The sequence below is a fragment of the Sulfurimonas sp. genome (genome assembly GCF_014859695.1).
GTDB lineage: Bacteria > Campylobacterota > Campylobacteria > Campylobacterales > Sulfurimonadaceae > Sulfurimonas.
This window is the reverse complement of the sequence record NZ_JACUTS010000001.1, coordinates 56,552-82,503: the sequence shown is the minus strand read 5'-3', so window position 1 is coordinate 82,503 and position 25,952 is coordinate 56,552. Positions and strand designations below refer to the sequence as shown.

Below are 25,952 nucleotides of genomic sequence, written 5' to 3'. Positions count from 1 at the left end.
CAAGAGCATACACTCTTATTACTTATAATTTTAAATACAATGAGGTTTTAAATATGAAAGCAATCGTTTTAGCCGGAGGGTTCGGGACAAGAATCCAACCTCTTACCAGCACTATTCCAAAGCCCATGTTGCCAATCCTTAACGCTCCCATGATGGAACATATTATTATAAAACTCAGAGATGATTTGGGGATAAAAGATATAGCAGTTCTGCTCTATTTTATGCCTGAAGTTATAAAAGAGTATTTTAAAGACGGAAAAGATTTCGGGGTAAACATAACCTACTTTTTGCCTGATGATGATTATGGAACAGCAGGCGCCGTAGGATTTGCAAGAGATTTTTTGGATGAGACTTTTATTATCGTAAGCGGGGATTTGGTAACTGACTTTAAATTTAATGATATCTATAAATTTCACAAACAAAAAAAATCAAAACTCACTATCGCCTTAACCCCCGTAGAAAACCCTTTGCAATTTGGCGTAGTCATAGCAAACAAACAGGGCAAAATTGAGAAATTTTTAGAAAAGCCTAGCTGGGGAGAGGTTTTTAGCGACACTATAAACACGGGTATCTACATCTTAGAACCTGAAATATTAAACTTTATACCAAAAGAGGAGAATTACGATTTTGCAAAAGACCTTTTTGTGCGTCTTATGTCAAGCAATATAACAATCTGGGGGTGTCACATTGAGGGATACTGGAGAGATGTAGGAAATCCGCAGAGTTACCGCGAAGTGTATCAAGATATATTTGAAGGTAAAATAACGCTTCCGATAAAAGGCGAAAAAACGCTATATCCAGAAGGAGTTCTCTATCTCGAAAAAGGTGCATCCGTAGATAGAAGCGTTCAGATAAAAGGAGTGGTTATAGTCGGCAAGAACTCTAAAGTAGCAGGATTGAGCGAACTAAACAATACTGTTATTGGTAAAAACTGTACTCTTGATGAAGATGTAAAGTTAAGCGACACTATTTTTTGGCAAGGGTGCAGCGTCGGCTCAAAAACAAATATACACAACGGCATAATTTGCAATGACGTAAAAATAGATAAAAGAGTAAAAGCAAAACATGGCGTTATAATAGCCCAAAACTGTACTCTTGACAAAGATGTATCTTTCAAAAAAGATGTTATGGTTTGGCCCAATAAAATTATAGAAGAGCACTCCGTAGTAAGCAACAATATAATCTGGGGAGACAAATATAAAGCCTCAATATTTGAATCTGGCACAGTTGCAGGAAGAGCAAACATAGAGCTATCTTGCGATATATCGCTTAAGCTGGCTGAATCATTCGGCTCAATCCTGCCCATAGGATCCAAAGTATATATATCTCGCGATTATCATAAAAGTTCTATCATGCTCAAACGCGCCTTTGTAAGCGGTCTCCTCTCAACAGGAGTCAATGCTGTAGATACTTCAAATATCCCATCAGTCATTATGAGATATAACCTCTCAATCCAAGATGAGATAATAGCAGGTGTTCATTTTAGACAATCGGCAAAAGATCAGGAGGAGACCGAGATCCTCTTTTACACAAGCGAAGGTCTATTTATTGATACAAATTTATCAAAAAATATAGAAAAAATATTTTTTAGGGAAAATTTTAGAAGAGCAAGATCAAATCAAATTGGTGAGATAGATGAAGACTTTGAGACGAATACTAGATATTCAAATGCTATCAAAGAGAAGATAGATACCAATCTATTTAAAAAAAGAGATATAAAAATAGTAACTAACTTGATGTTTGGTTCAACCTCAAAGATTTATCCGAATATTTTGAATAACCTCAATATAGAATCAATAATTTTAAATGCCTACAAAGACGACAAACAGCTGCAAAAAATGCCCTCCGTCATCAACAGAGCACACTCTGAAGTAGGTAAAATTGTAAAATCGCTAGGATTTGACTGCGGTATTTTGATATATCCAAACGGTCACAAGCTTCAATTTATAAGCGACAAGGGAGCTCTTGTAAAAGATTATATAGCGCTGCTGGTTTTGCTCAATTTGCTGGATTTTAACAACACTCTTATTAAAAAAGTTTTTCTGCCTGCTTGGGCGCCTGATTTTATAAAATATAAACATCTTGAGATTACAAGAGGCAAAGTTTATGGATTAAATGCAAAAGAGCTAAAAGAGTATAATCTCATAGCAAATACCGACGGATATTTTGCATTTAGCGAATTTTCTCTAAATACTGACGCCGTTTTTTCCAGTTTTAAATTTTTGGAGCTTTTGATAAAAAACAAAACAACTCTGAGTGATATTGTAGATTCTATACCAAACTTTACCTACAGGGGCGAAAATATAGCATGTCAAAGCGCTCATAAAGGTAAGATGATGAGAAAATTTTTAGAAGATTCAAAAGGCAAAAAAAGTTCTCATGCCGACGGCGTTAAGATATGGATTAGCAAAAACGAGTGGATTTTAATGGTTCCTGACGAACATAAAGAGTTTCTAAATATATATATTCAGGCAAAAGATGATACTAATGCAGAGAAAATTTTCAACGAATACAAAAGAAAAATTGACTTATGGATTAATGAATAGATGGTTTACTTAAATTTTATCTGGCACATGCATCAGCCCTACTACAGGGACAACTTATCAGGCAAGACAAAGATGCCGTGGGTCTTTTTGCACGCTATTAAAGATTACTACGATATGCCTTACCTCTTAAGTCTCAACCCTACCATAAAAGCAACGTTCAATCTGGTTCCATCTTTAATTGAGCAGATAAATCACTATATAGACGGCAGTGCAAATGATGAGTTTTTAGAGATTTTATCACGGGATGCAGGCATGCTAAATGACGCCCAGCTGGATGTTTTAAACAGCTACGTTTTTCTCTCAAATGAAAAAAATATGATTAATCCGTTTTGGAGATATAAAGAGTTATATATAAAATTTAAAAATTCACAAACAGGGATAAAAATATTTGACAAAAATGAGATTGAAGATGCTCAAGTTCTGTTTTTACTATCTTGGTGCGGAAACTATTTAAAGGAAAATAATAAAACTGTAAAAAATCTCATCTCTCAAGGTGCAAACTATACGCATGTACAAAAACTAGAGTTAGTACATGAACTTATAGGGTTCTTGCCCAATATTTTAAACCTCTATAAACAACTTTTTTCACAGGGACGGATAGAGATATCTACTTCACCCTACTACCACCCTATTTTGCCTCTGCTTATAGATATAAACAGCGCAAAAGATGCCGACGACAGTGTAAAGCTGCCAAATATCGCAAATGATTCATTCAAAGAGTTTAGCGAAGGGCAAATCACAAAAGCAATAGAATTTTTTGAACAAACCTTCAACGCAAAACCAAACGGTTTTTGGCCCTCAGAGGGCGCCATCAGTGAAGAAACAATCGAACTTGTAGCCAAACATGGCATAGCATGGATTGCAACGGACGAAGAGGTTTTATATAAAAGTATAAAAAATCACACCAAAGAGAAGCTATATAAGCTTTACACTCATGAAAAATTTAAAACCTTTCTGTTTTTTAGAGATAAACATATAAGCGACTTAATAGGGTTTGAGTACTCTAAGATTCCACCCCAGATTGCCACACTTGATTTTATAGATAAGATAAAAAAGATTCAATCCTACAGTAGCGGAGACTATCTTGTAACCATTATATTGGACGGCGAAAACGCTTGGGATTTCTATCCAAACAACGCTAAAGATTTTTTCAATGAACTCTACAAAACATTGCAAGAGAGCGACTCGTTTGTGCAAACTATTCTACCGAGCGAAGCCATAAATTTAGATATAGAAAAACTTCCGCTGCAAGAGATAGAAGCGGGAAGCTGGATAGATGCAAATTTTGACATATGGATAGGAAAACCTCAAAAAAATAGAGCGTGGGAACTTCTGGCATCTACAAAAGAGGATTTTATAAAAAAGAGTGCATCATTGGACGAGAAAACAAATCAAAAAATCTTAGATGAATTTGCCATTGCTCTTGGAAGCGACTGGTTTTGGTGGTATGACGATGACCATTTTACAGCTTTAAAGCCGCTTTTTGACAAACTTTTTAGACTCCACCTGCAAAATATATATACGCTTATGGGGCTAAATATTCCGCAAATGATTATCCACCCCATAGTACCGGAAGATGAGATAGTGTCGGCAAAATACGCTACTATGCACCAATCCAGAGATTTAAAATCTACAGAGTCGGAATTTAGATACTGCAAGCTAAACAAAAGATGGGTGCTTTTTGCTCCAAAGCGCTCAGACAGACCAAACAATTTCATTAAAAAACAGGTTCAGATAGAGGAGTGTATCTGCCCGTTTGACGCAGGAAACGAGCATCTTACCCCAAAAGAGATTACGAGAATCGGCGACACTAAAGAGTGGCGAGCAAGAGTTGTCCCAAACCTCTACAATGTTTTATCAACGGACATAATGCCCATTGGAAAAAAGGATGATTACTTTGATACTTTTAGCGGGTTTGGAGCGCATGAGGTTATTATAGAAACGCCAAAACATGATCTTGAGATGTTTGACTACTCTCTAGAGGAGTTTGCAGACTACTTGAAAATAGCAAAAGAGAGGATTGTAAGTTTAAAATATGACGTACGTCTTGCTTACATCTCTTTTTTTAAAAATCATGGAGAAGTAGCAGGAGCTTCAGTAAGCCATAGCCATTCTCAAATTATAGCAATGCCGTTTTTGCCAAATGAAGTAGCTGAAGAGATAGAGCGCAAAAAAGAGTATTATGAGAGATATAAACGTGCACTTTTGGATGACTTGGTATACGAAGAGAAGCAGTATGAACGAAATCTTATATTTGAAAATGAGTCGTTTATCTGCTATGCGCCCTACGCTTCAAGGTTTGCGTATGAGGTGAAGATTGTTGCAAAAGAGAAATACGCTTCTATAGCAGAGTTTGATGAAAATACACTTCTAAATCTGGCAAAATCTTTAGAGCTGATTTTCAAAAAGTATAAAAATGTTTTGGACTATTTTTCATTCAATATGGTTTTCAAAAATCACCCATACGAAGGATACAATGAGAACTCAAAAGATTACTTTAGGTTTTGTGTAAATATTCTTCCTAGGTTAAGCGGTATTGCAGGGTTTGAGATAGATTCAAAAATACATCTAAACAGTATTCTGCCAAATATTGCCGCCAACAGACTAAAAGAAGTTTACAAGGAGCTCTCATGAATATACTGTTTGCTTCAAGCGAGATTTTTCCGTATGCAAAAAGCGGCGGACTTGGGGATGTCGCACAGAGTCTGCCCGCCGAACTTAAAAAGGTTGCCAATGTATATACTTTTATGCCTCTTTACGCATCCGTAGATAGACTAAAGTACAACATCCGCTCATCTGATTTTTCGTTCGATATTCCCCTAAATGGAATTAACCACCAAATAGATTTGTACCAAAAAGCAGACAACGATTTTGAGTTTTTTTTATACAACCCTGTTTTATGCGATAGGGATAGCCTATATAATGACCATTACGGAGAGTTCGGCGACAACCAGTTAAGATTTGGACTCTTCTCTTACGCTATTATTGAGACCATGTTAAGACTTAAACTAAAAATAGACGTTATACATATCAACGATTGGCAAACGGCGATTGTTGCCCTGTTGGCAAAGACAAAATACTCTCTTAGGCAAAAAATAGTTTTTACCATTCACAACCTTGCCTATCAGGGGATATTTCATAAAAGTGCCATGAACGAACTGGATTTAAGCTGGGAAGAGTGTTTTAAAAGCGACAGGTTTGAGTATTTCGACCAAGTCAACTTCCTAAAAGCCGGTATATTTTACAGTGATGCCATCACGACGGTCAGCCCGACATATGCACAAGAGATACAAACGCCCTCTTATGGTCACACTCTGGAGAATATGCTTCTTGCAAACAACCATAAACTACATGGAATAATAAACGGTATAAGCTATGATGTTTTTAACCCCTTAGATGATGAAAATATTTACAAACATTTTGACAAAGAGAGTTACGATTTAAAACTAAAAAACAAAATAAAACTCTCAAAAGAGCTAAATTTGGGAGAGCCGCATCGTCCGCTGTTTATCTTTATCGGCAGATTTACGCCTCAAAAAGGGGTAGATATAATTTTGCAAAGTTTGCACCTTCTAAAAGATTTTGAGATAAATGTTGCCGTCTTGGGAAACGGCGACAATTATTACAACGCTGTTTTTGCAAAACTGACGAACAAATATCCAAATATTCATATAAGAGTCGGGTATGACGAAGAATTTGCGAGAAAACTTTATGCGGCTGCCGATTTTTTACTTATGCCCTCCATGTTTGAACCATGCGGGCTAAACCAGATGATAACGATGAGATACGGCGGAGTACCGATAGTAGCCAAAACAGGAGGGCTTAAAGACACTGTAATCGACTATACAGAGCATTATACAAAAGAGGTGGGAGTCGGCATCACTTTTGAAGAGTACAACCTGTTTTGGTACATGCACGCTATCACAAAGGCTATCTCTCTGTACTCAAATCAAAAAAAATATATCAAAGTTGCAAAACACAATATGGGCGTAGATAACTCATGGAAGCACTCTGCTAAAGAGTATATGAGAGTTTACAGATGAATCTCTATATAGATTTCGGCGGAACAAACTTTAGATACTGCTTAGATGATGGTGACCTCCTCACCCTAAAGAGTGATGAAACAGAGTTGATACCATTTTTAGAGTCCCAAATAAATATGCACAACAGTATCAAAAAAATATTTATCTCTTTTGCAGGACAGGTAAAAAACGGCAAAATATTATCAGCGCCAAATATAAAGATACAAAATTTTAATCTTGGGCAATATTTTTACGATAAATACAGTGTTGAAGTTTTTTTAGAAAACGACCTTAATTGTGCCGCTGTTTATGAATATTCAAAATACAAAGACGCAGACGTTTTGGCACTTTTTTATATAGGAACAGGCTTTGGAAGCGCCTTTGTCATTGATGGTAAGATATTAAGGGGCAAAGATAACATAGCAGGCGAAATAGGTCATATCCCATTTAGAAAAAAGGATTTACAGTGCGGCTGCGGCAGGGATGATTGTCTGGAACTTTGCGTAAGCGGCAAGGCTCTTAAAGGCACGTTTGAGCATGCAGACGAAGCTGCAAAAAAAGAGTTTTTAGAGGGCTTGGCATTTGCGTTTCATACCGTGCTTAATTTATTTAATCCGGATCTTTTTATTTTAGGCGGCGGGGTTGTAAGAAACAATCCGTTTATTTTGGATTTTCTAAAAGAGGAGTACAATAACAGCTCTTTTAAAGCAATCAGAAGCGAATTGAAAATATCTATTTCAGATATTGACAATGCTAGTATAGAAGGTCTGAAAATATTATCCAGAGGTTAGAGATGTCAAATTTTATACCATACAGCATAAATGAAAAATACTCCACAAGCGTAGCATACTTTTCTATGGAATTTGCGATACATCAAGCGCTCAAGCTTTACGGCGGAGGACTTGGATTTTTAGCCGGTTCGCACATGAGAAGCGCTTATGATTTAGGACAGAACATGATAGGCGTCGGGATACTATGGAGCTATGGATACTATGACCAGACAAGAGATGAGGAGAGAAATCTAAAAATAGAATTTAGAAGAAAAAAATACTACTTTCTTAAAGATTTGGAGATAAGCGTTGATGTAGTTATAAACTCCAAAACGGTTAAAGTAAAGCCTTTTTTAATAGAGAGCGAGATATTTAACACGGCTCCGGTTATACTGCTCTCAACCGACATAGAAGATAACGACTATTTGAGCAGAACAATAACCCATAAGCTTTACGGTGCTGACGAAGAGACAAGAATAGCACAAGAGATAGTTCTTGGTATCGGAGGTGCCAAAGTGCTTGAGGCACTGCATATAAAGCCAAAAATCTACCATCTTAACGAGGGTCATGCTCTTCCTGTCGTATTTGAATTATATAAAAAATGCAAAAACCTTGACGCTCTAAAACAAAAAATAGTTTTTACGACACATACCCCCGAAGCTGCGGGAAATGAACAACACAGTACGGCACTGCTTCATAAAATGGGATTTTTTGCGGAGTTGTCCATAGATGAGATCCAACAGTTCACAGAGGGTAAAGGCGACATCTTCAACCTGACAATCGGCGCTCTAAAAGCCGCAAAAATTTCAAACGGTGTCTCACTTCTTCATGCAAAAGTAGCAAACAAAATGTGGTCGCATGTTCAAAATAGATCCGAAATTATACATATCACAAACGCTCAAAACAGAAGATATTGGGCTGACAAAGGAGTTCTAAAAGCGCTTGACGAGCATGAGGATTATGAACTTGAAGCCAGAAAAAAACATCTAAAGAAGATGCTTTTTGATGAAGTAGCAAATCAAACAGGCAAGATGTTTGACCCAAATATTTTGACTATTGTATGGGCAAGAAGATTTACCGAGTATAAACGACCCGGTCTCTTAAAATATGATATGAAAAGGTTTTTAGAGCTTATTGAAAATCGAGAGATGCCTGTTCAGATTATATGGGCAGGAAAACCGTACCCTTTTGACAGCGGCGCAATAAACATCTTTAACGAAATAAACCACACAAGCAAAAACATAAAGAATGTAGCCGTACTAATGGGTTATGAACTCAGCTTGTCAATGATGCTTAAAAAAGGAGCGGACATCTGGCTAAATACCCCAAGAATCACACAAGAAGCAAGCGGAACCAGCGGCATGAGCGCTGCTATGAACGGTGCCGTAAATCTCTCCACATTGGATGGATGGCATCCTGAATTTGAAAAGCATGGCATAAACTGCTTCACAATCGAAGCAACGGACCCAACTTTGCCGATCGAAGAGCAGGACTCTATAGACAATGCAAATCTTATGGATATTTTATCCAATGAAATTATTCCGCTCTACTATGAAAATAGTGAAAAATGGGTCACCATTATGAAAAATTCTATGATTGATACCATAAATGCCTTTGATTCAGGCAGAATGGCTCATGAGTATTACGTTAACATGTACGATAAAAATAGTTAAAGGAACCGGAGATGAATTTTACGGATAAATTGATTGCACAGAGATATAATCAAGATAGGCTTATACTGCTTCCTATAAACCCAAACAGCTCTTTTGCATACTGGGAAATTACGGACAAAACACTCGAAAAATTCGGTATCGACCCAAAAAATGTACAGCTCTCTTTTAAGCTTTTTGATGCAGCAAATCATGAGATTGTAGAATTTAGCTCCTCTTTTGCAACAGGCGACTACTACATAAACCACGAATCAGACCACAAATCCTTATATGTAAAACTATTTTTAAACCTCGGCGGAGAGCTTGAATGTATATTGTGCTCAAATATTATAGCAGCACTGCAAAGCACTCCAAAGAGCATACGCGATGACTTAATCTACACTTCAGCTCTACTGGGAGAAAAATAGATGATAAAAGGATACTGGATACCCATCCTTCACTCTCACTTGCCGTTTGTAAAACACCCACGACATGAGGACTTCTTAGAAGAGCGCTGGTTATTTGAGGCTATTACGGAGTGCTATATACCGCTTTTGCAGAGACTGAAAAAACTTGAAGATGAAAATATAGAGTTTGCTCTAACCGTCTCCGTAACCCCACCTTTAGCGGAGATGCTTGATGACGAACATCTTATGCAAAAGTATGGCAACTATCTGCAAAACCTTATAGAACTGGGAAAGAAAGAGCTCACAAGAACCAAAAACAGCGACAGCTACAATGTCGCAAAATTTTATCTGGATTTTTTTACCCGTACTAAAGAGTTTTTTGAGGGCTTTTTAGACAAAAAGATTTTAAACGGCTACAGATACTTTTATGACAAAAATGTCTTAGAGATTATCACTTGCGGCGCGACACACGGTTTTTTACCGCTGTTATCCGTAAATGAACAAGCAGTAAGAGCGCAGATAGAAGTTGCTGTAGAGTCTCATAAAAAACATTTTAACAAAGCTCCAAAGGGCATCTGGCTACCTGAGTGCGCTTACTATGAGTCGTTGGATGCCATACTAAAGAGTTGCGGGATTGAGTTTTTTATTTTGGACGCCCATGGTTTGCTTTATGCGACTCCAGCCCCGAAAAACGGCGTATTTGCGCCGATAATAACGCCGAACAAAGTAGCGGTATTTGCAAGAGACAATGAATCATCCAAACAAGTCTGGAGCTCAAAAGATGGTTATCCGGGTGATTTTTGTTACCGTGATTTTTACCGAGATATCGGATATGACCTTGATTTTGAATATATAAAAGATTATATCAATCCCGACGGCATAAGAATCTTTACCGGCTTTAAGTATTATAAGATTACGGGAAATAGCGACTACAAAGAGATTTACGACCCATCTGTCGCACTGCAAAAAACTATAGAACATGCGCAGAATTTTCACTTCAACAGAGAAATAGAGATAAACCAAGTAGGCTCCACGATGGATAGGCTCCCCGCTATTGTATCTCCATACGATGCAGAACTTTTTGGGCATTGGTGGTTTGAGGGTCCTGAATTTTTATATAACATATTTAAAGAGATAGACAAACATAAGGTCATAAAATCAATCACTCCGCTGCAATACTTAAACATCTATCCGCAAAATCAAGAAGCGGTTCCACACCCCTCGTCTTGGGGAGACAAAGGCTACTTTGATGTCTGGCTAAACAACTCAAACGACTGGATATATAGACACCTTCATGAGATGGCTGATACTATGTGCGACTATGCAGACAGATACTTTAATGCAAATGAGCATCAAACTAAAGTGTTAAATCAGATGGCAAGAGAGCTGCTTCTTGCCCAAAGCAGCGACTGGGCATTTTTGATGAGCACACAAACGGCTACAGAGTACAGTACAGCCAGAACAAAAGAGCATATATATAACTTTTTCAAGCTTGCGGATATGCTTGAGAATAACTATTTTGATGAAGAGTTTTTCGCTGCCATAGCCAAGAAAAACTCAATATTTGACTTTTTAGATTTTAGAGTTTATTCAAATCATTGAGCAATATATTTCATAAAAGTACCCCTATTTTGTAAAGATTAGACTATTTTAATAAATTGTTCCTTATAATAGACTGCAAAGGATAGATGAGATGTCAATGCAAACAGACGACAGATACAACACACTTGAAAAAAGCATGAAAAAGCTCTCTTATGAGAAAAACGCTCTCATCGAGGTTCTTCACAGCGCTCAAGAGACATTCGGATATTTGGGTATTGATACGCTCAAATACATCGCCAAAAGATTAAAACTCCCCTACTCAAAAGTTTACGGTGTTGCAACGTTTTACAACTACTTCAGGCTCAAACCAAAAGGCAGACACAATGTAGTCGTCTGTTTGGGAACTGCCTGTTATATAAAAGGCTCTGACAAAATCCTTGAAAAGATAGAGCAGAGATACGGCATTAAAGCAGGCGAGACGACGTCTGATGAGGCTCTCTCAATTTTAACCGCTAGATGTTTCGGCTCATGTTCTCTTGCTCCCGTTATAGTTTGCGATGATGTGATAAAGCCAAAAACAACGCTTGAGAGCTCTACTCTCGAGATTGAGGAGATGATAAAATGATAACATCAACCGCAGAGCTCCAAGAGTTAGCTAACAAAAAAAGAGAAGAGAATGAAAAAAATCCAAGAGAGATTAGTTCTGAGCGTTCAACTCCTTTTTACACAAAACAGAGAAGAATCGTTCTTGAAAACGAGGGGCTTATCGACCCTGACGATATAGAGGATTATATAGCTCACGGCGGTTATATGTCGCTATTTAAGGCACTCGATGAGATGACACCAAAAGAGGTTATCGAAGAGGTAAAGATTAGCGCTCTTCGCGGTCGCGGAGGCGGAGGATATCCGACAGGGCTGAAATGGGAGAGCGTCTCAAAAGTGCAAAGCCTACAGAAGTACATCATCTGCAACGGCGATGAGGGCGACCCTGGGGCTTTTATGGACAGAGCGGTTATGGAGGGCGATCCTCACAGAGTATTGGAAGGAATGGCGATTGCAGGTTATGCCTGCGGAGCAAACAAGGGTTATATCTATGTTCGCGCGGAATACCCAATAGCGGTAGAGAAGCTTAACAGAGCCATAAAACAGGCAACAAGACTTGGGATATTGGGAGAAAATATCGCTCACAGCGGTTTTAATTTCACTGTTGAAATTCGCCTCGGAGCAGGAGCGTTTGTATGCGGAGAAGCAACCGCACTTATAGCTTCCATAGAAGGCAATCGCGGACATCCAAGGCAGAAACCGCCTCATCTGAGCGATCACGGTCTTTGGGGTCAACCTACCGTTTTAAACAATGTCGAAACGCTCGCAAACATCGCACCGATTATAAAAAACGGCGGTGCATGGTTTAGGGCCATCGGGACAGAGAACTCAAGCGGAACAAAAGTTTTTGCACTCACTGGACATATAAAAAATACGGGACTTGTCGAAGTTCCAATGGGAACGACTTTAAGAGAGCTTATCTTTGATATCGGCGGCGGAGTTGAAGAGGGTAGAAAATTTAAAGCCATACAGTCGGGAGGACCTAGCGGAGGGTGTATTCCAGAGCATCTCTTAGACCTGCAGGTTGATTATGAGTCGCTTAAAAGCGCAGGCTCCATTATGGGAAGCGGCGGGCTGATAGTAATTGATGAGAGCTCAAATATGGTTGAGATCGCGCGCTTCTTTATGGACTTTTGCAGGAGTGAGTCGTGCGGAAAGTGCACACCGTGTCGGGTAGGAACAACCGAGCTAACACTTCTTTTGGATAAGTTTATAAAAAAAGAGGCGACAAAAAGTGACTTTGAACTTCTAAAAGAGATGTGCAATATGGTAAAGAGTACCAGTCTTTGCGGGCTTGGACAGACTGCGCCAAATCCGGTTTTAAGCACAATAAAATACTTTGAAGATGAGTATCTGGCAGGGATTAAAAATGATTAGAGAAAAAGTAAGAGTTAAAAGCTTTAAGATAAATGATATCTGTGTAACCGGGCAGTCTAACCAGACCATTTTGGAAGTTGCGCGTGACAACAATATCGAGATTCCCACTATGTGTTATCTTGAAGGACTTAGCTGTGTCGGCTCGTGCAGAATGTGCATAGTGGAGATAAAGGGCAGCCATGAGCCTACCCCCGCATGCACCGCAAAGATAAAAGAGGGGATGGAAGTAACTACTTCTTCGCCCCAGATAGAAGCCGCAAGGAAGATGATACTCTCCATGATGTTTAGCGAGCGCTCTCACGTATGCTCTACCTGCGTTGCAAACGGAGACTGCGAACTGCAAAGCAAGTCGGTAGAGCTTGAGCTTGAGCACTCTGAGGTGCCGTATCTGAACCAAAGATTTGAGATAGACGCTTCGCATAAAAACTTTGTAAATGACCCAAATAGATGCATACTCTGCACAAGATGTATCCGTGTCTGCGATGAGATTGAGGGCGCACATGCGCTTGATTTAGCAGGCAGAGGGTTAAATATGAGAATAGTGCATGATATGGATGAGCCGTGGGCTGCTTCACAGAGTTGCACGAGCTGCGGCAAATGCGTCTATGTCTGCCCAACGGGTGCGCTTTATGAGAAAGATATCAGCGAAGAAGAGGTCATTAAAAAGAGAGGTATTATTACTGAGCTTATAAAAAACAGGAGCCAAAGATGAAGAAGATTCGCCTTGCAACTCTTTGGCTTGATGGCTGTTCAGGATGTCACATGTCGATACTTGATATGGATGAGAAGCTAATAGAAATAGCGCCGTTTATAGATGTAGTTTACAGCCCTTATGTCGATACTAAAGAGTTTCCAAAGGATGTTGATTTAACCATAGTTGAGGGTGCACTCAGCACCGACCATGACATAGCGATGATAAAGAAGATAAGAGAGAACTCCAAACTCATGCTCGCTCTTGGTGATTGCGCCATTACCGGAAATGTCTCGGCTATGAAAAACCTATTTGGAAGTGATGTAGTTTTAGAGAGGGGTTATTTAGATTTGGCAGATATAAATGAGAGTAAAGAGTACCCCTCCAAGATAGTTCCAAAACTCTTAGATAAAGTTTTGCCTCTGCATGAAGTTGTACATGTAGACTATTTTCTGCCCGGCTGCCCTACTCCCTCAGATGCAATATATGAGATGCTTAAAGCGCTTATAGAGGGCAGAGAGATAAATATACACTCCCTTACAAGATTTGGAAAATAGTTATGGAAAACAGAAAAATCATAATCGACCCCGTAACAAGAATCGAGGGGCATGCAAAGATAACAATCGACCTTGATGAAAACGGCAAAGTAGAAGATGCAAAGATACATGTAACGCAATACCGCGGTTTTGAGAAGTTTTGCGAGGGCAGAATCTACACCGAGATGCCAGCAATAACTGCGAGAACTTGTGGTATCTGCCCAGTCAGCCACGTTATAGCATCTACTAAAGCCATTGATAAGATTCTCTGTATCACTCCGCCGCAAGCGGGTATAAATATACGAAAAATCATAAACTTAGCTCAGATAGTCCAATCCCACGCACTAAACTTTTTTCACCTCTCAAGTCCCGATTTTATCTACGGTTTTGACGCGCCAAAAGAGGATAGAAATATCTTTAAGATGATGCAGACGCATCCTCAAATGGCAAGAGACGGTATAAATCTAAGAGCATTCGGGCAAAAAATCATAGAGGAGTTGGCGGGAAAAAGAATCCACCCCACAGGCATAGTGGCAGGCGGAGTGGAGCATAAAATAGAGCAAAGCCAAAAAGAGGCGATACTCTCACAAATCCCGGATATGATGAAAATAGCGCAGGGTGCGCTAGAGTTTTTTAAAACAAATCTTCACAAGTTTCAAAAAGAGATAGACTCATTTGCTTCGTTTCCCTCTCTTTTTATGGCACTTACAAATGAAAATAGAACGCTTGAACATTATGATGGTGCGCTCTGTTTTATGGACAGCGAGGGAAATATTCTCAAAGATAAAATCAATCCGCAAGATTACAGAGAGTTTATCGGCGAAGCAGTGGAGGAGGACAGCTACCTAAAATCTCCATACTACAAACCGCTTGGCTACGAGAATGGAATGTACAGAGTCGGAGCACTTGCAAGACTAAACATCGCCAAAACTTGCGGCACTCCTTTGGCGGATGAGGAGCTTAAAAAGTTTAAAGCGCTTGGTGGCGGCAAACCTGTTTTAAACTCATTCTATTACCACTATGCAAGGCTTATAGAGATTATTTACGCAATTGAGAAAATAGAAGAGCTTTTAAACGCTGATGAGACGATGAACGAAAATGTAAAAGTAACCTCAAAAATAAGCAACCTTAGAGGTGTCGGGTGTTCGGAAGCGCCAAGAGGAACACTCTTTCACGACTACCAAGTTACAAAAGACGGCATCATAACAGCCGTAAATCTCATCATTGCGACGGGAAACAACAACCTTGCAATGAACGCGGGGGTAAAACAGACAGCCCTTGCGTTTGTGGATAGCAAAAACATAACAGACGGAGCGCTAAACAGAGTCGAAGCGGTCATAAGATGTTTTGACCCCTGCCTTAGCTGTTCTACGCATGCGCTGGGAATTGTCTCATCTAAAATCGAGGTGCGCGACCACAACAAAAAAGTAATCCAAGTGATTGATAGAAACTGATGAGAGCCATCATTGGTTATGGGAGCTCTATTAGAGGCGAAGATGCTTTTGGGCTTGATGTCATAAAAGAGCTGCAAAAACTTCCGCTAAAAGAGACAAAACTCATATCTGTACATCAGCTAACACCTGAGATGGTTTTGGAGCTTCAAGATGCTGATGAGATACTCTTTATAGACAGCTGCCATGATGAGAAAAACCCCTACGCTTTGGCTTGCTCTTTGCGTGAGCAGAGCACCCTAAACCTAAGCCACCATATTTCGCCAAAAACAATTATCTACATGTTAAGAAGTCTATATGCTAAAAACCCTCACTTTTATATCTACTCCATGATGAGCGGCAGTTTTGATGGCATAACCGATAACGTACGCTATAAAGATAGAGTCTCAATGACGGCAGATTATATTGTTTCGTTTGGTGGAGAGTAGTATGAGAAAATCGATTTTTTCACTGCTTTTATCCTCTCTTTTTGCCATAAATATATATGCAAATGATAGAGAGGAGGCTCTTTGCGGCACTTTTTTTGAGCCGTTTGTTTTTTGGATGTGGAGCTCTATGACACCCAAACCTGAGAGCAGCATAGTCGCAAATATTCCATTTATAGAGCCAAGCCAATACGTGACGTCTGATGGCAAAACGCTTAGAGGTTACAGATACTCCTCAAATAACGGCTACGCAAAAACCTCTCCAAAAGGGTATATTTTGGTTGCTATGGGAAATACAATGCTCTCCGATCAGATGGTCGTTATGCTAAATAGCTTCTCACAAAGAGGCTACGATGTTTATGTTTACGACTACAGAGGTTATGCAAATTCAGAGGGAAGCAGACGCATAAAAGCGATAATAGAGGACTACAAAGAGATAACCCAAACGCTAAATAAAAGGTACAAAAGAAAACTGCTCTACGGTATCTCGCTTGGCGGTGCGGTAATGTTAAACGTCATAGGTTCGGGCTTGGAGTATGACGCGGCTGTTATAGATTCTGCTCCGAGCTTTCTCTCCCCGTTTGGATGTCCAAAATCCATAGACCCGCTGGAAAATATCCCCAAAGATGCCAGTAAAATTTTTGTGATCACTGCACAAAGTGATTCTGTTCTTCCTAGTAGCATGACATCCCCGCTAAGAGAGAGTGCAAAAGAGAGAGGTGCCAAAACGCTCGATGACAATGAGTATGAACATCCGTTCGCCGACAAAGACCTAAAGGTTCACTATCAGCGGATGGCTCTTATTTTAGAGTTTTTAGATGGCAAAAAATAAGAGTATCTACTACTCTGCTTTACTCATCCTCTTTTGCAAACTTTTTGTATAAAAACTCAAGTATAGCTTCGCGGCATCTTATATACCCAGGATCGCTTTGAAGAGAAACTCTGTCTCTTGGACGCTCCAAATTTACCTCCAAAATCTCTCCGATAGTAGCGCTCGGACCGTTAGTCATCATAATAACCCTGTCACTCAAAAGCACAGCTTCGTCAATATCGTGGGTGATAATGATTACGGTGTTTTTAACGCTCTCTTGTATTCGGATTTAATGAAAAATTAGTGCAGAGAAAACGAGAATTTTGAGCACGGATGAGCTTGTTAAAAAATATCTCTTTACTAGAAAACAGTTCTATTACAAAAGCTAAGGGTTCGGTTTTAAGTATTAAATACCGAAAATTAGAAGCAAAACAGGAAGCAGCAGCAAGTCGGCGACAATCGCCATAAACATGGCAAGCATAGTAAGCAACCCAAAGTAGATAGTCGGCAGAAAGTTGGAGAGCACCAAGACACAAAACCCTATCATGATAATGGTCGAGGTATAAAACATCGCCGTTCCAATGCTTTTATGCGCTCTAAACATAGAGCCTTTTGCGTCGCCCGACTCTCGGTAAAGCAGAGAGTATCTGTAGATGTAGTGTATGGTGTCATCAACCGCTATGCCGATACTGATGGCGGCAATAGTTATGGTCATCATGTCAAGAGGAATATCCATCCATCCCATAAATCCAAAAATCACACCTACGGGAATAATGTTTGCAATAATTGCTATTACCGCAACTTTGAGACTTCTAAAAAGGGCTAAAAACATTAAAAAGAGTATGAGAACAACTACCCCTATGGTTTTAATCTGAGAATCAAAAAGTGACTGGAGCATATTGTTGTACATGATTAAAAGATTTGCCGCTTTATGCTCCTCATACTCAGGGTTGAGCATCTCTTTTATGTCTCTGTTTATCTTCTTAATGAGATCATCTCTTTGCAGATTTGGCATTGAGTCGATGATTCTTGTACTTATACGTACCTGATTATTTTCTATATCCACATAAGGTGTGAGTATGATTTTTCTATACTCCTCCGGCAACTCTTTGTACATAAGTGCAAGCGTAAGACCGTCCGCCTCTTTGCCATCGTTTAAAACCTTTAAAATCTCTCCTGTTGTTGAGAGAGAGAGCACTTTTCCCACAGCCTCAAGAGACTCTAAGTACTGATGAACCTCTTTAATCTTGCGCATCTTGTTTTGCGTAAACCAGTACTTCTCTCTATCTTCCTGACTCTCCTCAAACTCATCTGCAAACGAGTCAAGTTCTTCATCTTCATCTGTTCCGACCACCTCAACGGAAGCCACCTCATCGCTTCTGGCTTTAAAGGTTAAGACGATATCCAGCGGTGTAGTTCCGCCGAGCTTTTGATCAATAAGAGCCATCCCTTTATATATCTCAGTGTCCTGTTTAAAGTAGTCTATAAAACTGTTTTCAACCCTAAGCTTTGTCGCACCGGAGATGGAAAAAAGCACTACAAACAGAGCTGAGAGAAGGATGGTTTTTCTGTAATGATATGCGACATGCGCTACTTTGGCGGTAAATGGAGCGCCTCCTTTGCCAAAACTAAGAGACTCTTTCTTCTCAAACAGAAGCAGAATAATCGGAAACAGAATATATGTCATAAGAAGTGAGACAACTATCCCCGTACTCATCATCCACCCAAAGTTTATAACCGGCAAAATACCGCTAAAAACCAAAGAGCTAAATCCAGCCATAGTTGTAATTACAACAAAGAAAGAGGGTTTTGCCATGGAGAGCACAGTGTCTAGCGTTATTTCCCTCTGCGTATCATGTTTATCATGGGCATATAACTCTTTGTACCTCACTATAAGATGCACGACCAGCGACATGTTCATAATAAGCTGCAGCGAGATATAGTTTGAAGAGACAACCGTTATCTCCCAGCCAAAAAGCCCCAAAAGTCCGCTTGTAACAATAAGCGAAGTGGTGCAGATAAAAAGTGCTATAACAACCCACTGCACCTTCTTAAGAAGTATATATAGAACTGCTATAAGAAGTATGACTATCAAAAACCCAAAGGTTTTCAGGTCATACTTTACAAATTCAACCATATCATCGGCAATCATCTCGACCCCGCCTAGATGGAGTTTGACGTTGCTGTGCTCCTGCTCAAAATTTTTGAGAATTTCTCTTAGTTTCAGTATCATTTGATGAGTTTCTTCTCTTAGAATATCTCTATACTCTTTGAGTTCTGTCTCAGCTTTTTTATAACTTCCCTTCTCATCCTCACTCAGCTCTTTTTGCTTTTTAAGCTTTACAAATCTGTCTCTGTTGTCTATAAGACTAAAATATTTCTCATCTCTTTTAAGGTTTACCATCAATGCGGTAGTCATAAAATCATCACTTACCAGATTTCTTTTATAGATAGCACTTGTTAAAAATTCCTGCTTTACCAAACTCTTGTCAATTTTAGGGGATTCTAACGTCGGTATATCTTTAAGGAGTTCTTTTAGCTCAACCGGAGGAGATTGCAAAAGCGGAACATTTACTATAGAGTTGATACTCTGTACTACCTCAAGAGTTTGTACCTGCGAGCTTAATTTCTTAATGTTTGCAATATTCTCATCACTGAGAAGGTCATCTTGCGCGGTGTAGGTAACAACCAAAAAGTTCGGCGCTTCAAACCTCTTAAGCACATCTCTTGTGTACTCTAAATCTTTATCATCTTCAAGAAGAAGTGTCTCGGCACTTGCGTCAATCTCCAGCCTAAAGGCAAAAAGAGCCATGACTACTATAAAGGCGCTCATGAGTGCTAGAACAATTTTTGGGTATTTTAAAATATAGTTTTTGTATAGACTCTCTAACATTATTTACGACTGCTTAACCAAAGCATCCATAAGTTCGTATATGCTTTTTGTCTGTAAAAACTCTTTAAATTGAGCTCTGTCGGTTTTTAAAATGCTGACTCCTAAAATCTCTACGTCATATACAAGCCACTCATCCTTGTCCGCCTGTTTTGAGCTTGGCTTGTGGTATTTATAGACAATCTCCAGTTTTTCAGATTTGCCTACAAGGTCTGTTGTGAGGGCTATTCTGTTTTTCTGCGGCTGCTCAATCTTTTTAACCTCAACCTTCTCATCTTCATAAGCATCAATTTTTGCAGAGTAAGACTGTTTCATTCTCTCTACATATAACTCTATAAATCTCTCTTGGTTCTCTTTTTTAAGCTCTCTCCATGCATTTCCGAGGCTTAGTTTTGCCATAAGCTCAAAATCAAACATCGGAGTCAATGCTTTTACAATACTACGGTTTCTATCATCTTTAGAGAGTCTTTTATCTTCAACTATTAATATCACTTCATTTATTTTGTCTAAAAAACGATTTTTCAGATTACTCTGCTCATCTGCCGCCAAATTTTGCGCAAAAAGCAGCGCCACACATAACACAACTATTTTTTTAAAGATATTTTTCAACTTTTACTCCTCAATCTGTTTGTTTCGATACTGCTCATAAACATCTCTGAAATACGGGTACAAATCAACCGCATCTCCTCTCATCTTCTCATACCTGTCCATATTTAAAGAGATATAGTTGACTTTTTCCACTGTTTTTGCACCCAAATACTCAGGCCATGTATCAGTCAATGTCCAGTAACTTCTCTCTGTGTAGTCAAGCGGACTAAGCAGAGCGTCAGGATACATACCTATTAAATCTCTTAAGTTTGATGGTCCAAAAAGAGGAAGTACTATATGAGGGCCGCTCCCTACTCCGTAAAATCCTAAAGTCTGACCAAAATCCTCATTATGCACTTCAAGGTTAAAGTGTACTTTTGCAGGATCAAAAAGCCCAAGTATCCCCACTGTTGTGTTGATGACAAAGCGCCCCGTCTCTTCGGCAGCGTAAGAAAACTTGCCTTGCAAAACGTTGTTTACAAATCGCATAGGAAAGTAGAGATTGTTAAAGAAGTTTTTCACACTCTCTCTAACTTCAACATGCATCACATAGTTGTATCCATTTGCAACAGGCTTAAGTGCATACTCATACATGCCGTCATTAAAGGTCGTCATGGCTCTGTTATAACCGCTAAACGGGTCATAAACCTCTTTGTCTTCAAACTCGTCCGAAAACCCTTCTAGTTCGCCGTTAAAGTCATCGCTTTCTTGCTCAACAACTGCAACCTCGCTTGGCTTCTCTAGCGTCTTTGAACTACAACCGCTCAATGTTACTACAAAAGTAAAAACAAAAGCCAAATAAATAAATCTCAAATTTAAACCTTTACTCTGCCCGATAACGCTCTCGTTAAAGACAAAATATCAATATTTTCTAAACTCACTCCGGTTGGAACGCCTTGAGCAATTTTTGAGTAGTTTATATTAAAATTACTTAATTTATCTTCAATATATAACATAACCGCATCATTTGCAATAGATGGCGTTAGAGCAAAGACTATCTCTTGTACACCGGAGGAGACCAATCTCTCCAGTTTTGAGAAATCAAACTCCGCTAATGATTCCAGAACAAAATATCTTCCGCCAAAAAGTGCGTTTTCCTCTAAAATCAATATATCTTTTGCATTTTCAACTATGCATAAAAGCATCTCATCCCTGCTCTCATCACAGCAAATAAAGCAGAGCTCATCTTCACTCATGCCACCGCATGAACTGCACTCTTTGAGAGATCCAAGAGCCTCTTCGATTGCATGGGAAATTTTCATCCCGGTAAATCTATCTTTCATAACCATGTGGTAAGCAAGCCTTGTTGCCGATTTCTTCCCGATGGTAGGGAGTTCTTGCAGGGCATCTACCAGTTTGTTAAACTTCTCCAGTGAGCCGTTCATCAAGAGCTCCCTTTTGGCAAAAGTATCCAGAGCTTCAGAGGCGCTTTTAGTCTGCCCGCCACCTCTTTTGCTTCCTCCCCGTAGCCCATAAATATATCGGCTCTCACACTCCCCTTGATGGCACCGCCCGTATCCTCAGCCATAACGACACGGTTAAAAGAGACAGCTTCGTCCTGTGCGCTCAGATAGAGCATGCTTCCCAGTGGAATATACCTTCTATCTACCGCGATTGAGCGTTTTGGAGTAAGCACAACCCCGAGCGAACCGCTTGCCGCATGCTCTTTTTGTCTGAAAAAGACCATAGACTTGTTGTAGTTGAGCACTTCATCAATCCTTGAGGGATTTTGCTCTAACCACGCTTTTATGCTCTGAAGCGAAATATCTTCCAGAGCTATTTCGCCCATATTTACAAGATATTTTCCAATTGAGGCGTATTTGTGCCCGTTTTGGTTCTCATAACCGACAAATATAGTGCTTCCATTATCAAGACTTACTCTTCCCGAACCTTGAACCTCTAAAAAGAAGAGATCAATTTTCGAGTCCGTATAGCAGATAATCTCCGCATCAAGTTCATTTTTTACAGCATCTTCTCTATCATGGAAAGGCACAAGCCTATTGCCGATAATTTTACCTCTTAACCTATAGCTTTTTAGTTCGGGATACTGCTCGCCCAGATCAACGACAACTAAATCTTTTGGAGTTCTATATACTGGGTAGATATATGGCTCTTTTTTAGTCAGTGAACCTCTTAGCTCAGGCTCATAATAGCCTGTTAGAAGCCCATCTTGCGAACTATTTGGCAGAGCTATTTTATATGGAGTAAAGTAGGTCGTTAAAAACCCTTTGGCATCTACGGCATCTGTTGCTCTAATGCATAAATCAGCATAAATCTCTTGTGTTTTAGCCGTTTTGCAGCTACGCACAAACGACTCTAGCGCATTTGCATAATCCTCTTGGCTCCAGTTTGGAAGCTCGCTAAAATCGCTCTTGTAAAGATTGGTATCGGGCATGTTTGAAAAGCTCACCGGAGGCTCTTTAGAACAGCCCGTAAAGAGTAAAAACAAGGTTAAATAGAGTGTAAAATGTTTCATAAAGGGATTATACATAGATTAAATTTAAAACGATATAATTGCGAAAAAATTTTAGATGTTAGGATATTAAAATAATATGCAGGATTTAAGCTATTACGAAATATTGGAAATCTCAAGAGATGCCGACCAAACTACAATCAAAAAAGCTTATAGAAAAATGGCGAAAATTTATCATCCAGACAAAAATCAGGGTGACAGTGAAGCCGAACATAAATTTAAACTCTGCAACGAAGCTTATCAGTGTCTAAGCGATGAAAAACAGCGAAGTGTTTACGATAGATATGGCAAAGAGGGGCTTCAAGGCATGGGCGGCGGAAGAGGTCGTTCTTCTGGAGGGTTTGATGATTTAGGTTCAATCTTTGAAGAGATGTTTAACGGTTTTGGGGGCTCGTCGCGCCGTCGCCAAAATCCGGCAGATACGGAGAAGTATCCGCTTGATATGAATGTTGACATGACCATCAGTTTCAACGAAGCGGTATTTGGTTGCGAAAAAGATATAGAGTTTAAGTACAAAAACTCATGCAACAGCTGTAAGGGTACGGGTGCTAAAGACGGCAAACTCTCCACATGTCATCAATGTAGAGGGCAAGGTCAAATCTTTATAAAACAGGGTTTTATGACATTTTCTCAAACCTGCCCTGTGTGTCATGGAAGCGGTTCTGCACCCTCAGCGCATTGCGGTAGCTGTGATGGGAAAGGGTATCATGAAGAAAAAGGCAATGTAACCATTAAAATCCCAAAAGGGATTGACAGCGGTAACCGCCTCAGAGTCTCAGGAAAAGGAAATATCGGCAAACGCGGTACAAGAGGCGATTTGTATGTCACTTTTAACGTAAGACCCGATAAGCACTTTCAAAGAGACGCAAATGACGTCTACATCGCAATTCCTATATTTTTTACTCAGGCTGTTGCGGGAGAGAGTCTCGCTATCCCTTCACTAACGGGAGAACTTGAGCTAAAGCTTGATATCGGTACAAAAGATAAGCAGCAGTTTGTTTTTAGAGGCGAAGGCATCGAGGATGTTCACGGTCACGGTAAGGGAGATCTCATCGCACAGGTAAACATCACCTACCCTAAAAAACTGACCGATGAGCAGCGCGAACTCCTTAGCAAACTTCAAGAGTCTTTCGGCATAGAGTCAAAACCGCACGAGAGCGTTTTGGACTCTGCCATCGAGAAGATGAAAAGCTGGTTTAAATAGGGAATCCTCCTATTTAAATCAAAATGTAAGCACCTGTTTACTGCCTACAACCCAATCTGATAGAACCTGCATTGTTGAGGATACTTTCTCATCAAAGTAGGGTTCGTTTTTAAAAATGCCGCATCTTGCGCTACATGTTCCGCAAGCTTGCAGTGAAACTCCATCTGCATAGAGTTTTTTTAGCATTAAAACCAAATCATGGTCATAGCTATCAGGCTTTTTTGTTTTGTCTCTTGCTAAATCAACTGCATCATTCATTAAAAAGATGTTTACATCTTCTGCGTTTTTATGTAGTGTTGAAGCGAGACGCAGGGCATTCCACGTAATATCAGAGCCGTCATAAGGCTCATGGTTCAGAATAATCGTTATCATTTTTTATCTCCTATTTTGCTATTTTAAAAACGCCCAATCCAGTTTTTACGCTATAACCGGCTTTTGCCCAATCCTGAATCCCGCCTTTGAGATTTTTGGCATTTTTGTAGCCCATCTTCTTTAATGTTTGAGCCGCAAGCGCACCACGACCGCCATTTCTGCAGTAAGTAACAACAGGAGTCTCTTTGTCTTTGATTTTATCCTCTATCTCCCACTCTAAATTACCGCGGGTAATGGAAATCGTATTTACTGATGCAAAGTCACTAAAAAGGTATCCTTCTGTCCTTTGCTCACTCTCTCTTACGTCAAGAATAATGACCTCTTCATCCTCTATCATCTCTTTTAGTTGCTCAGGGGTCACTTCACCCGCCTCTTTTTTTGCCTCGTTAATAAGCACCGTTTTCCCACTCTCTTGAGCGTACAAACTGCTAGAGAGCAGTAACATTACTAACAGTGCTGTATGAAACAACCTTCCTGATACTTTTTTCATAATCTTTCCTTTAAGCTATTTGCTTATTTAGGCATTTAACTAAATACCTTTTGGTATGATATAATTATCTAAATAATTTGTCAAGGAAAATAGATGCTCGATATGCAACAAAAAATCAAGATTTTCAAGGCTCTGGGTAATGAGACCCGTTTTCTAATCTTTAAAAATATTTTTACCGGCGGCTATGTCTGCTCTATCGACAAGAAGAATCCTAAAGTAAAAGTAAATCCGCATGCTACCTGCGTATCGACAATTGCCGAGCACTTTGAATACTCACTGCCTACAATATCCAAACATCTGCAACTGCTTCGTGAAGCAGGCGTCATAAAAATGCAAAAAAAGGCAAATAAGATATATATTGAGCCAAATATTGAAACAATCAGAGAGCTTGGGGGATGCTTTACAAACCTAGTTGAAAACTTCGAGAACAATAGAGAACTCTTTTTTGATGACGTTGTTTTAAAGTAAGCTTTGTGATAAACTTTTATATTTCAACAAAAGAGCAATTTTAATGAATAAAGATCATCTCAAAAAGAAACTCTCCGGACTTGCACTATCAATGTTTAGAAAAGATTTTTTCGGCATATATCACGGCTCCATCTCTGCAAAAACCGAATCAAACCGCTTTGTAATCAATACTAAAGAAGCTATATTTGACGCGCTTGATGAGAGTTCACTTATAGAGCTTTATTATAAAAAAGATTACAGATGGAACCAAGCGAGTATTGACTCAAATATTCATCACAGCATCTACTCCCAAATATCCGACGCTAAATTTATCTGTTTTAGTATGCCCCCTTTTACAACGGCATATTCGCTAGACCACAATATCATTACCCCAAAAGATTATTTCGGATACAAAGAGTTGGGTTCCATTGAGATAGTTGACCCTAGAAGCTTTGATGACTGGTATGAGAGAGCAAGCAGTGAGATTGCCTACTATTTTCAGAGTAAAAAAACAGACATCATGGTTATTAGAGGTTATGGAGTCTACACTTTTAACAGAGATGTTCACGAGATGGCAAAAAAAATTGCCATTTTAGAGAAGAGCTGCAGACTTCTTCTGCTGGATAACACTAAAAACGACTCTGCTTTTGATTAAACT

The 25,952-nt window shown here is 39.4% G+C and carries 25 protein-coding genes; 17 read left to right on the top strand and 8 right to left on the bottom strand.

Translation table 11 applies throughout. The features are described 5' to 3' along the window. Positions 1–53: 53 nt before the first annotated feature. From IBX42_RS00450 to IBX42_RS00385, 14 genes are all read left to right on the top strand, one after another. Entirely contained in the window at positions 54–2,546 is a 2,493-nt protein-coding gene (locus IBX42_RS00450; RefSeq protein WP_294927127.1) for a sugar phosphate nucleotidyltransferase, read from the top strand. Continuing rightward, on the top strand, positions 2,547–5,180 hold the full coding sequence (galT, locus tag IBX42_RS00445) for a galactose-1-phosphate uridylyltransferase (protein ID WP_294927124.1): 2,634 nt from the start codon (positions 2,547–2,549) through the stop codon (positions 5,178–5,180). It abuts the gene before it with no gap. Beyond that, positions 5,177–6,589, top strand: coding sequence for a glycogen/starch synthase (locus IBX42_RS00440; RefSeq protein WP_294927121.1), 1,413 nt, complete (start codon positions 5,177–5,179; stop codon positions 6,587–6,589). The genes galT and IBX42_RS00440 overlap by 4 nt, the downstream gene beginning before the upstream one ends. Further along, positions 6,586–7,359: an ROK family protein gene (locus IBX42_RS00435; RefSeq protein WP_294927118.1), complete on the top strand. Its 774-nt coding sequence runs from the start codon at positions 6,586–6,588 to the stop codon at positions 7,357–7,359. Before IBX42_RS00440 ends, IBX42_RS00435 begins: the two co-directional genes overlap by 4 nt. Before the next feature lie 2 nt (positions 7,360–7,361). Further along, positions 7,362–9,011 carry an alpha-glucan family phosphorylase gene (glgP, locus tag IBX42_RS00430; protein ID WP_294927115.1) on the top strand — a complete coding sequence of 550 codons (1,650 nt, stop codon included), beginning with the start codon at positions 7,362–7,364 and terminating at the stop codon, positions 9,009–9,011. An 11-nt stretch (positions 9,012–9,022) separates the two neighbouring features. Then, a complete protein-coding gene (locus tag IBX42_RS00425; RefSeq protein ID WP_294927112.1) occupies positions 9,023–9,415 on the top strand; it encodes a DUF4912 domain-containing protein in 393 nt (130 codons plus the stop codon). Further along, on the top strand, positions 9,416–10,996 hold the full coding sequence (locus tag IBX42_RS00420; protein ID WP_294927109.1) for a 1,4-alpha-glucan branching protein domain-containing protein: 1,581 nt from the start codon (positions 9,416–9,418) through the stop codon (positions 10,994–10,996). A gap of 91 nt (positions 10,997–11,087) precedes the next feature. Beyond that, positions 11,088–11,561 carry an NAD(P)H-dependent oxidoreductase subunit E gene (locus IBX42_RS00415; protein WP_294927106.1) on the top strand — a complete coding sequence of 158 codons (474 nt, stop codon included), beginning with the start codon at positions 11,088–11,090 and terminating at the stop codon, positions 11,559–11,561. After that, complete coding sequence (locus IBX42_RS00410) at positions 11,558–12,916, top strand: NADH-quinone oxidoreductase subunit F (protein WP_294927103.1); 1,359 nt, start codon at positions 11,558–11,560, stop codon at positions 12,914–12,916. The genes IBX42_RS00415 and IBX42_RS00410 overlap by 4 nt, the downstream gene beginning before the upstream one ends. Further along, the gene (locus tag IBX42_RS00405) at positions 12,909–13,628 is read left to right on the top strand and encodes a 2Fe-2S iron-sulfur cluster-binding protein (RefSeq protein ID WP_294927100.1); all 720 of its coding nucleotides are present in this window, start codon (positions 12,909–12,911) and stop codon (positions 13,626–13,628) included. Before IBX42_RS00410 ends, IBX42_RS00405 begins: the two co-directional genes overlap by 8 nt. Further along, positions 13,625–14,164 carry a hypothetical protein gene (locus tag IBX42_RS00400; RefSeq protein WP_294927098.1) on the top strand — a complete coding sequence of 180 codons (540 nt, stop codon included), beginning with the start codon at positions 13,625–13,627 and terminating at the stop codon, positions 14,162–14,164. The genes IBX42_RS00405 and IBX42_RS00400 overlap by 4 nt, the downstream gene beginning before the upstream one ends. A 2-nt stretch (positions 14,165–14,166) precedes the next feature. Then, positions 14,167–15,597: a Ni/Fe hydrogenase subunit alpha gene (locus IBX42_RS00395; protein ID WP_294927095.1), complete on the top strand. Its 1,431-nt coding sequence runs from the start codon at positions 14,167–14,169 to the stop codon at positions 15,595–15,597. Continuing rightward, on the top strand, positions 15,597–16,022 hold the full coding sequence (locus IBX42_RS00390; protein WP_294927092.1) for a hypothetical protein: 426 nt from the start codon (positions 15,597–15,599) through the stop codon (positions 16,020–16,022). Before IBX42_RS00395 ends, IBX42_RS00390 begins: the two co-directional genes overlap by 1 nt. 1 nt (position 16,023) lies before the next feature. After that, entirely contained in the window at positions 16,024–16,851 is an 828-nt protein-coding gene (locus IBX42_RS00385; protein WP_294927089.1) for an alpha/beta hydrolase, read from the top strand. A 19-nt stretch (positions 16,852–16,870) separates the two neighbouring features. Here the strand turns inward: IBX42_RS00385 and IBX42_RS00380 are convergent, their stop codons facing one another. From IBX42_RS00380 to IBX42_RS00355, 6 genes are all read right to left on the bottom strand, one after another. Beyond that, positions 16,871–17,032: a hypothetical protein gene (locus tag IBX42_RS00380; RefSeq protein WP_294927086.1), complete on the bottom strand. Its 162-nt coding sequence runs from the start codon at positions 17,030–17,032 to the stop codon at positions 16,871–16,873. Positions 17,033–17,236: 204 nt separating this feature from the next. After that, positions 17,237–19,723 (bottom strand): MMPL family transporter, encoded by a 2,487-nt coding sequence (locus IBX42_RS00375; RefSeq protein WP_294927083.1) that lies wholly within the window; start codon positions 19,721–19,723, stop codon positions 17,237–17,239. Positions 19,724–19,726: 3 nt separating this feature from the next. Then, positions 19,727–20,329 (bottom strand): ABC transporter substrate-binding protein, encoded by a 603-nt coding sequence (locus IBX42_RS00370; protein WP_294927080.1) that lies wholly within the window; start codon positions 20,327–20,329, stop codon positions 19,727–19,729. 3 nt (positions 20,330–20,332) lie between these two features. Further along, positions 20,333–21,121, bottom strand: a complete 789-nt coding sequence (locus tag IBX42_RS00365; protein WP_294927077.1) for a VacJ family lipoprotein — start codon at positions 21,119–21,121, stop codon at positions 20,333–20,335. Between the two features lie 2 nt (positions 21,122–21,123). Then, a complete protein-coding gene (recR, locus tag IBX42_RS00360; protein WP_294927074.1) occupies positions 21,124–21,693 on the bottom strand; it encodes a recombination mediator RecR in 570 nt (189 codons plus the stop codon). Continuing rightward, the gene (locus IBX42_RS00355) at positions 21,693–22,718 is read right to left on the bottom strand and encodes an MltA domain-containing protein (RefSeq protein ID WP_294927072.1); all 1,026 of its coding nucleotides are present in this window, start codon (positions 22,716–22,718) and stop codon (positions 21,693–21,695) included. The genes recR and IBX42_RS00355 overlap by 1 nt, the downstream gene beginning before the upstream one ends. Before the next feature lie 142 nt (positions 22,719–22,860). Here IBX42_RS00355 and dnaJ point away from each other — a divergent pair, with 142 nt between their 5' ends. Beyond that, positions 22,861–23,985, top strand: a complete 1,125-nt coding sequence (dnaJ, locus tag IBX42_RS00350; RefSeq protein WP_294927069.1) for a molecular chaperone DnaJ — start codon at positions 22,861–22,863, stop codon at positions 23,983–23,985. Between the two features lie 18 nt (positions 23,986–24,003). Here the strand turns inward: dnaJ and IBX42_RS00345 are convergent, their stop codons facing one another. Further along, positions 24,004–24,357 (bottom strand): DsrE family protein, encoded by a 354-nt coding sequence (locus IBX42_RS00345; RefSeq protein WP_294927066.1) that lies wholly within the window; start codon positions 24,355–24,357, stop codon positions 24,004–24,006. A 10-nt stretch (positions 24,358–24,367) separates the two neighbouring features. Further along, positions 24,368–24,847 (bottom strand): rhodanese-like domain-containing protein, encoded by a 480-nt coding sequence (locus IBX42_RS00340; RefSeq protein ID WP_294927063.1) that lies wholly within the window; start codon positions 24,845–24,847, stop codon positions 24,368–24,370. A gap of 93 nt (positions 24,848–24,940) precedes the next feature. On the opposite strand from IBX42_RS00340, the gene IBX42_RS00335 reads away from it, so the two are divergent. Together IBX42_RS00335 and IBX42_RS00330 are read left to right on the top strand one after the other, a co-directional pair. After that, positions 24,941–25,315: a metalloregulator ArsR/SmtB family transcription factor gene (locus IBX42_RS00335; RefSeq protein ID WP_294927060.1), complete on the top strand. Its 375-nt coding sequence runs from the start codon at positions 24,941–24,943 to the stop codon at positions 25,313–25,315. Between the two features lie 43 nt (positions 25,316–25,358). Then, on the top strand, positions 25,359–25,949 hold the full coding sequence (locus IBX42_RS00330) for a class II aldolase and adducin N-terminal domain-containing protein (RefSeq protein ID WP_294927057.1): 591 nt from the start codon (positions 25,359–25,361) through the stop codon (positions 25,947–25,949). Positions 25,950–25,952: the final 3 nt, after the last annotated feature.

Coding starts and splice junctions, on each gene's coding strand:
- IBX42_RS00330 (WP_294927057.1), top strand. CDS start 25,359: ATGAATAAAGATCATCTCAAAAAGAAACTCTCCGGACTTGCACTATCA.
- IBX42_RS00400 (WP_294927098.1), top strand. CDS start 13,625: ATGAAGAAGATTCGCCTTGCAACTCTTTGGCTTGATGGCTGTTCAGGA.
- IBX42_RS00425 (WP_294927112.1), top strand. CDS start 9,023: ATGAATTTTACGGATAAATTGATTGCACAGAGATATAATCAAGATAGG.
- dnaJ (WP_294927069.1), top strand. CDS start 22,861: ATGCAGGATTTAAGCTATTACGAAATATTGGAAATCTCAAGAGATGCC.
- IBX42_RS00390 (WP_294927092.1), top strand. CDS start 15,597: ATGAGAGCCATCATTGGTTATGGGAGCTCTATTAGAGGCGAAGATGCT.
- glgP (WP_294927115.1), top strand. CDS start 7,362: ATGTCAAATTTTATACCATACAGCATAAATGAAAAATACTCCACAAGC.
- IBX42_RS00335 (WP_294927060.1), top strand. CDS start 24,941: ATGCTCGATATGCAACAAAAAATCAAGATTTTCAAGGCTCTGGGTAAT.
- IBX42_RS00410 (WP_294927103.1), top strand. CDS start 11,558: ATGATAACATCAACCGCAGAGCTCCAAGAGTTAGCTAACAAAAAAAGA.
- recR (WP_294927074.1), bottom strand. CDS start 21,693: ATGAACGGCTCACTGGAGAAGTTTAACAAACTGGTAGATGCCCTGCAA.
- IBX42_RS00420 (WP_294927109.1), top strand. CDS start 9,416: ATGATAAAAGGATACTGGATACCCATCCTTCACTCTCACTTGCCGTTT.
- IBX42_RS00385 (WP_294927089.1), top strand. CDS start 16,024: ATGAGAAAATCGATTTTTTCACTGCTTTTATCCTCTCTTTTTGCCATA.
- IBX42_RS00375 (WP_294927083.1), bottom strand. CDS start 19,723: ATGTTAGAGAGTCTATACAAAAACTATATTTTAAAATACCCAAAAATT.
- IBX42_RS00395 (WP_294927095.1), top strand. CDS start 14,167: ATGGAAAACAGAAAAATCATAATCGACCCCGTAACAAGAATCGAGGGG.
- IBX42_RS00435 (WP_294927118.1), top strand. CDS start 6,586: ATGAATCTCTATATAGATTTCGGCGGAACAAACTTTAGATACTGCTTA.
- galT (WP_294927124.1), top strand. CDS start 2,547: ATGGTTTACTTAAATTTTATCTGGCACATGCATCAGCCCTACTACAGG.
- IBX42_RS00345 (WP_294927066.1), bottom strand. CDS start 24,357: ATGATAACGATTATTCTGAACCATGAGCCTTATGACGGCTCTGATATT.
- IBX42_RS00405 (WP_294927100.1), top strand. CDS start 12,909: ATGATTAGAGAAAAAGTAAGAGTTAAAAGCTTTAAGATAAATGATATC.
- IBX42_RS00340 (WP_294927063.1), bottom strand. CDS start 24,847: ATGAAAAAAGTATCAGGAAGGTTGTTTCATACAGCACTGTTAGTAATG.
- IBX42_RS00450 (WP_294927127.1), top strand. CDS start 54: ATGAAAGCAATCGTTTTAGCCGGAGGGTTCGGGACAAGAATCCAACCT.
- IBX42_RS00440 (WP_294927121.1), top strand. CDS start 5,177: ATGAATATACTGTTTGCTTCAAGCGAGATTTTTCCGTATGCAAAAAGC.
- IBX42_RS00380 (WP_294927086.1), bottom strand. CDS start 17,032: ATGATGACTAACGGTCCGAGCGCTACTATCGGAGAGATTTTGGAGGTA.
- IBX42_RS00415 (WP_294927106.1), top strand. CDS start 11,088: ATGTCAATGCAAACAGACGACAGATACAACACACTTGAAAAAAGCATG.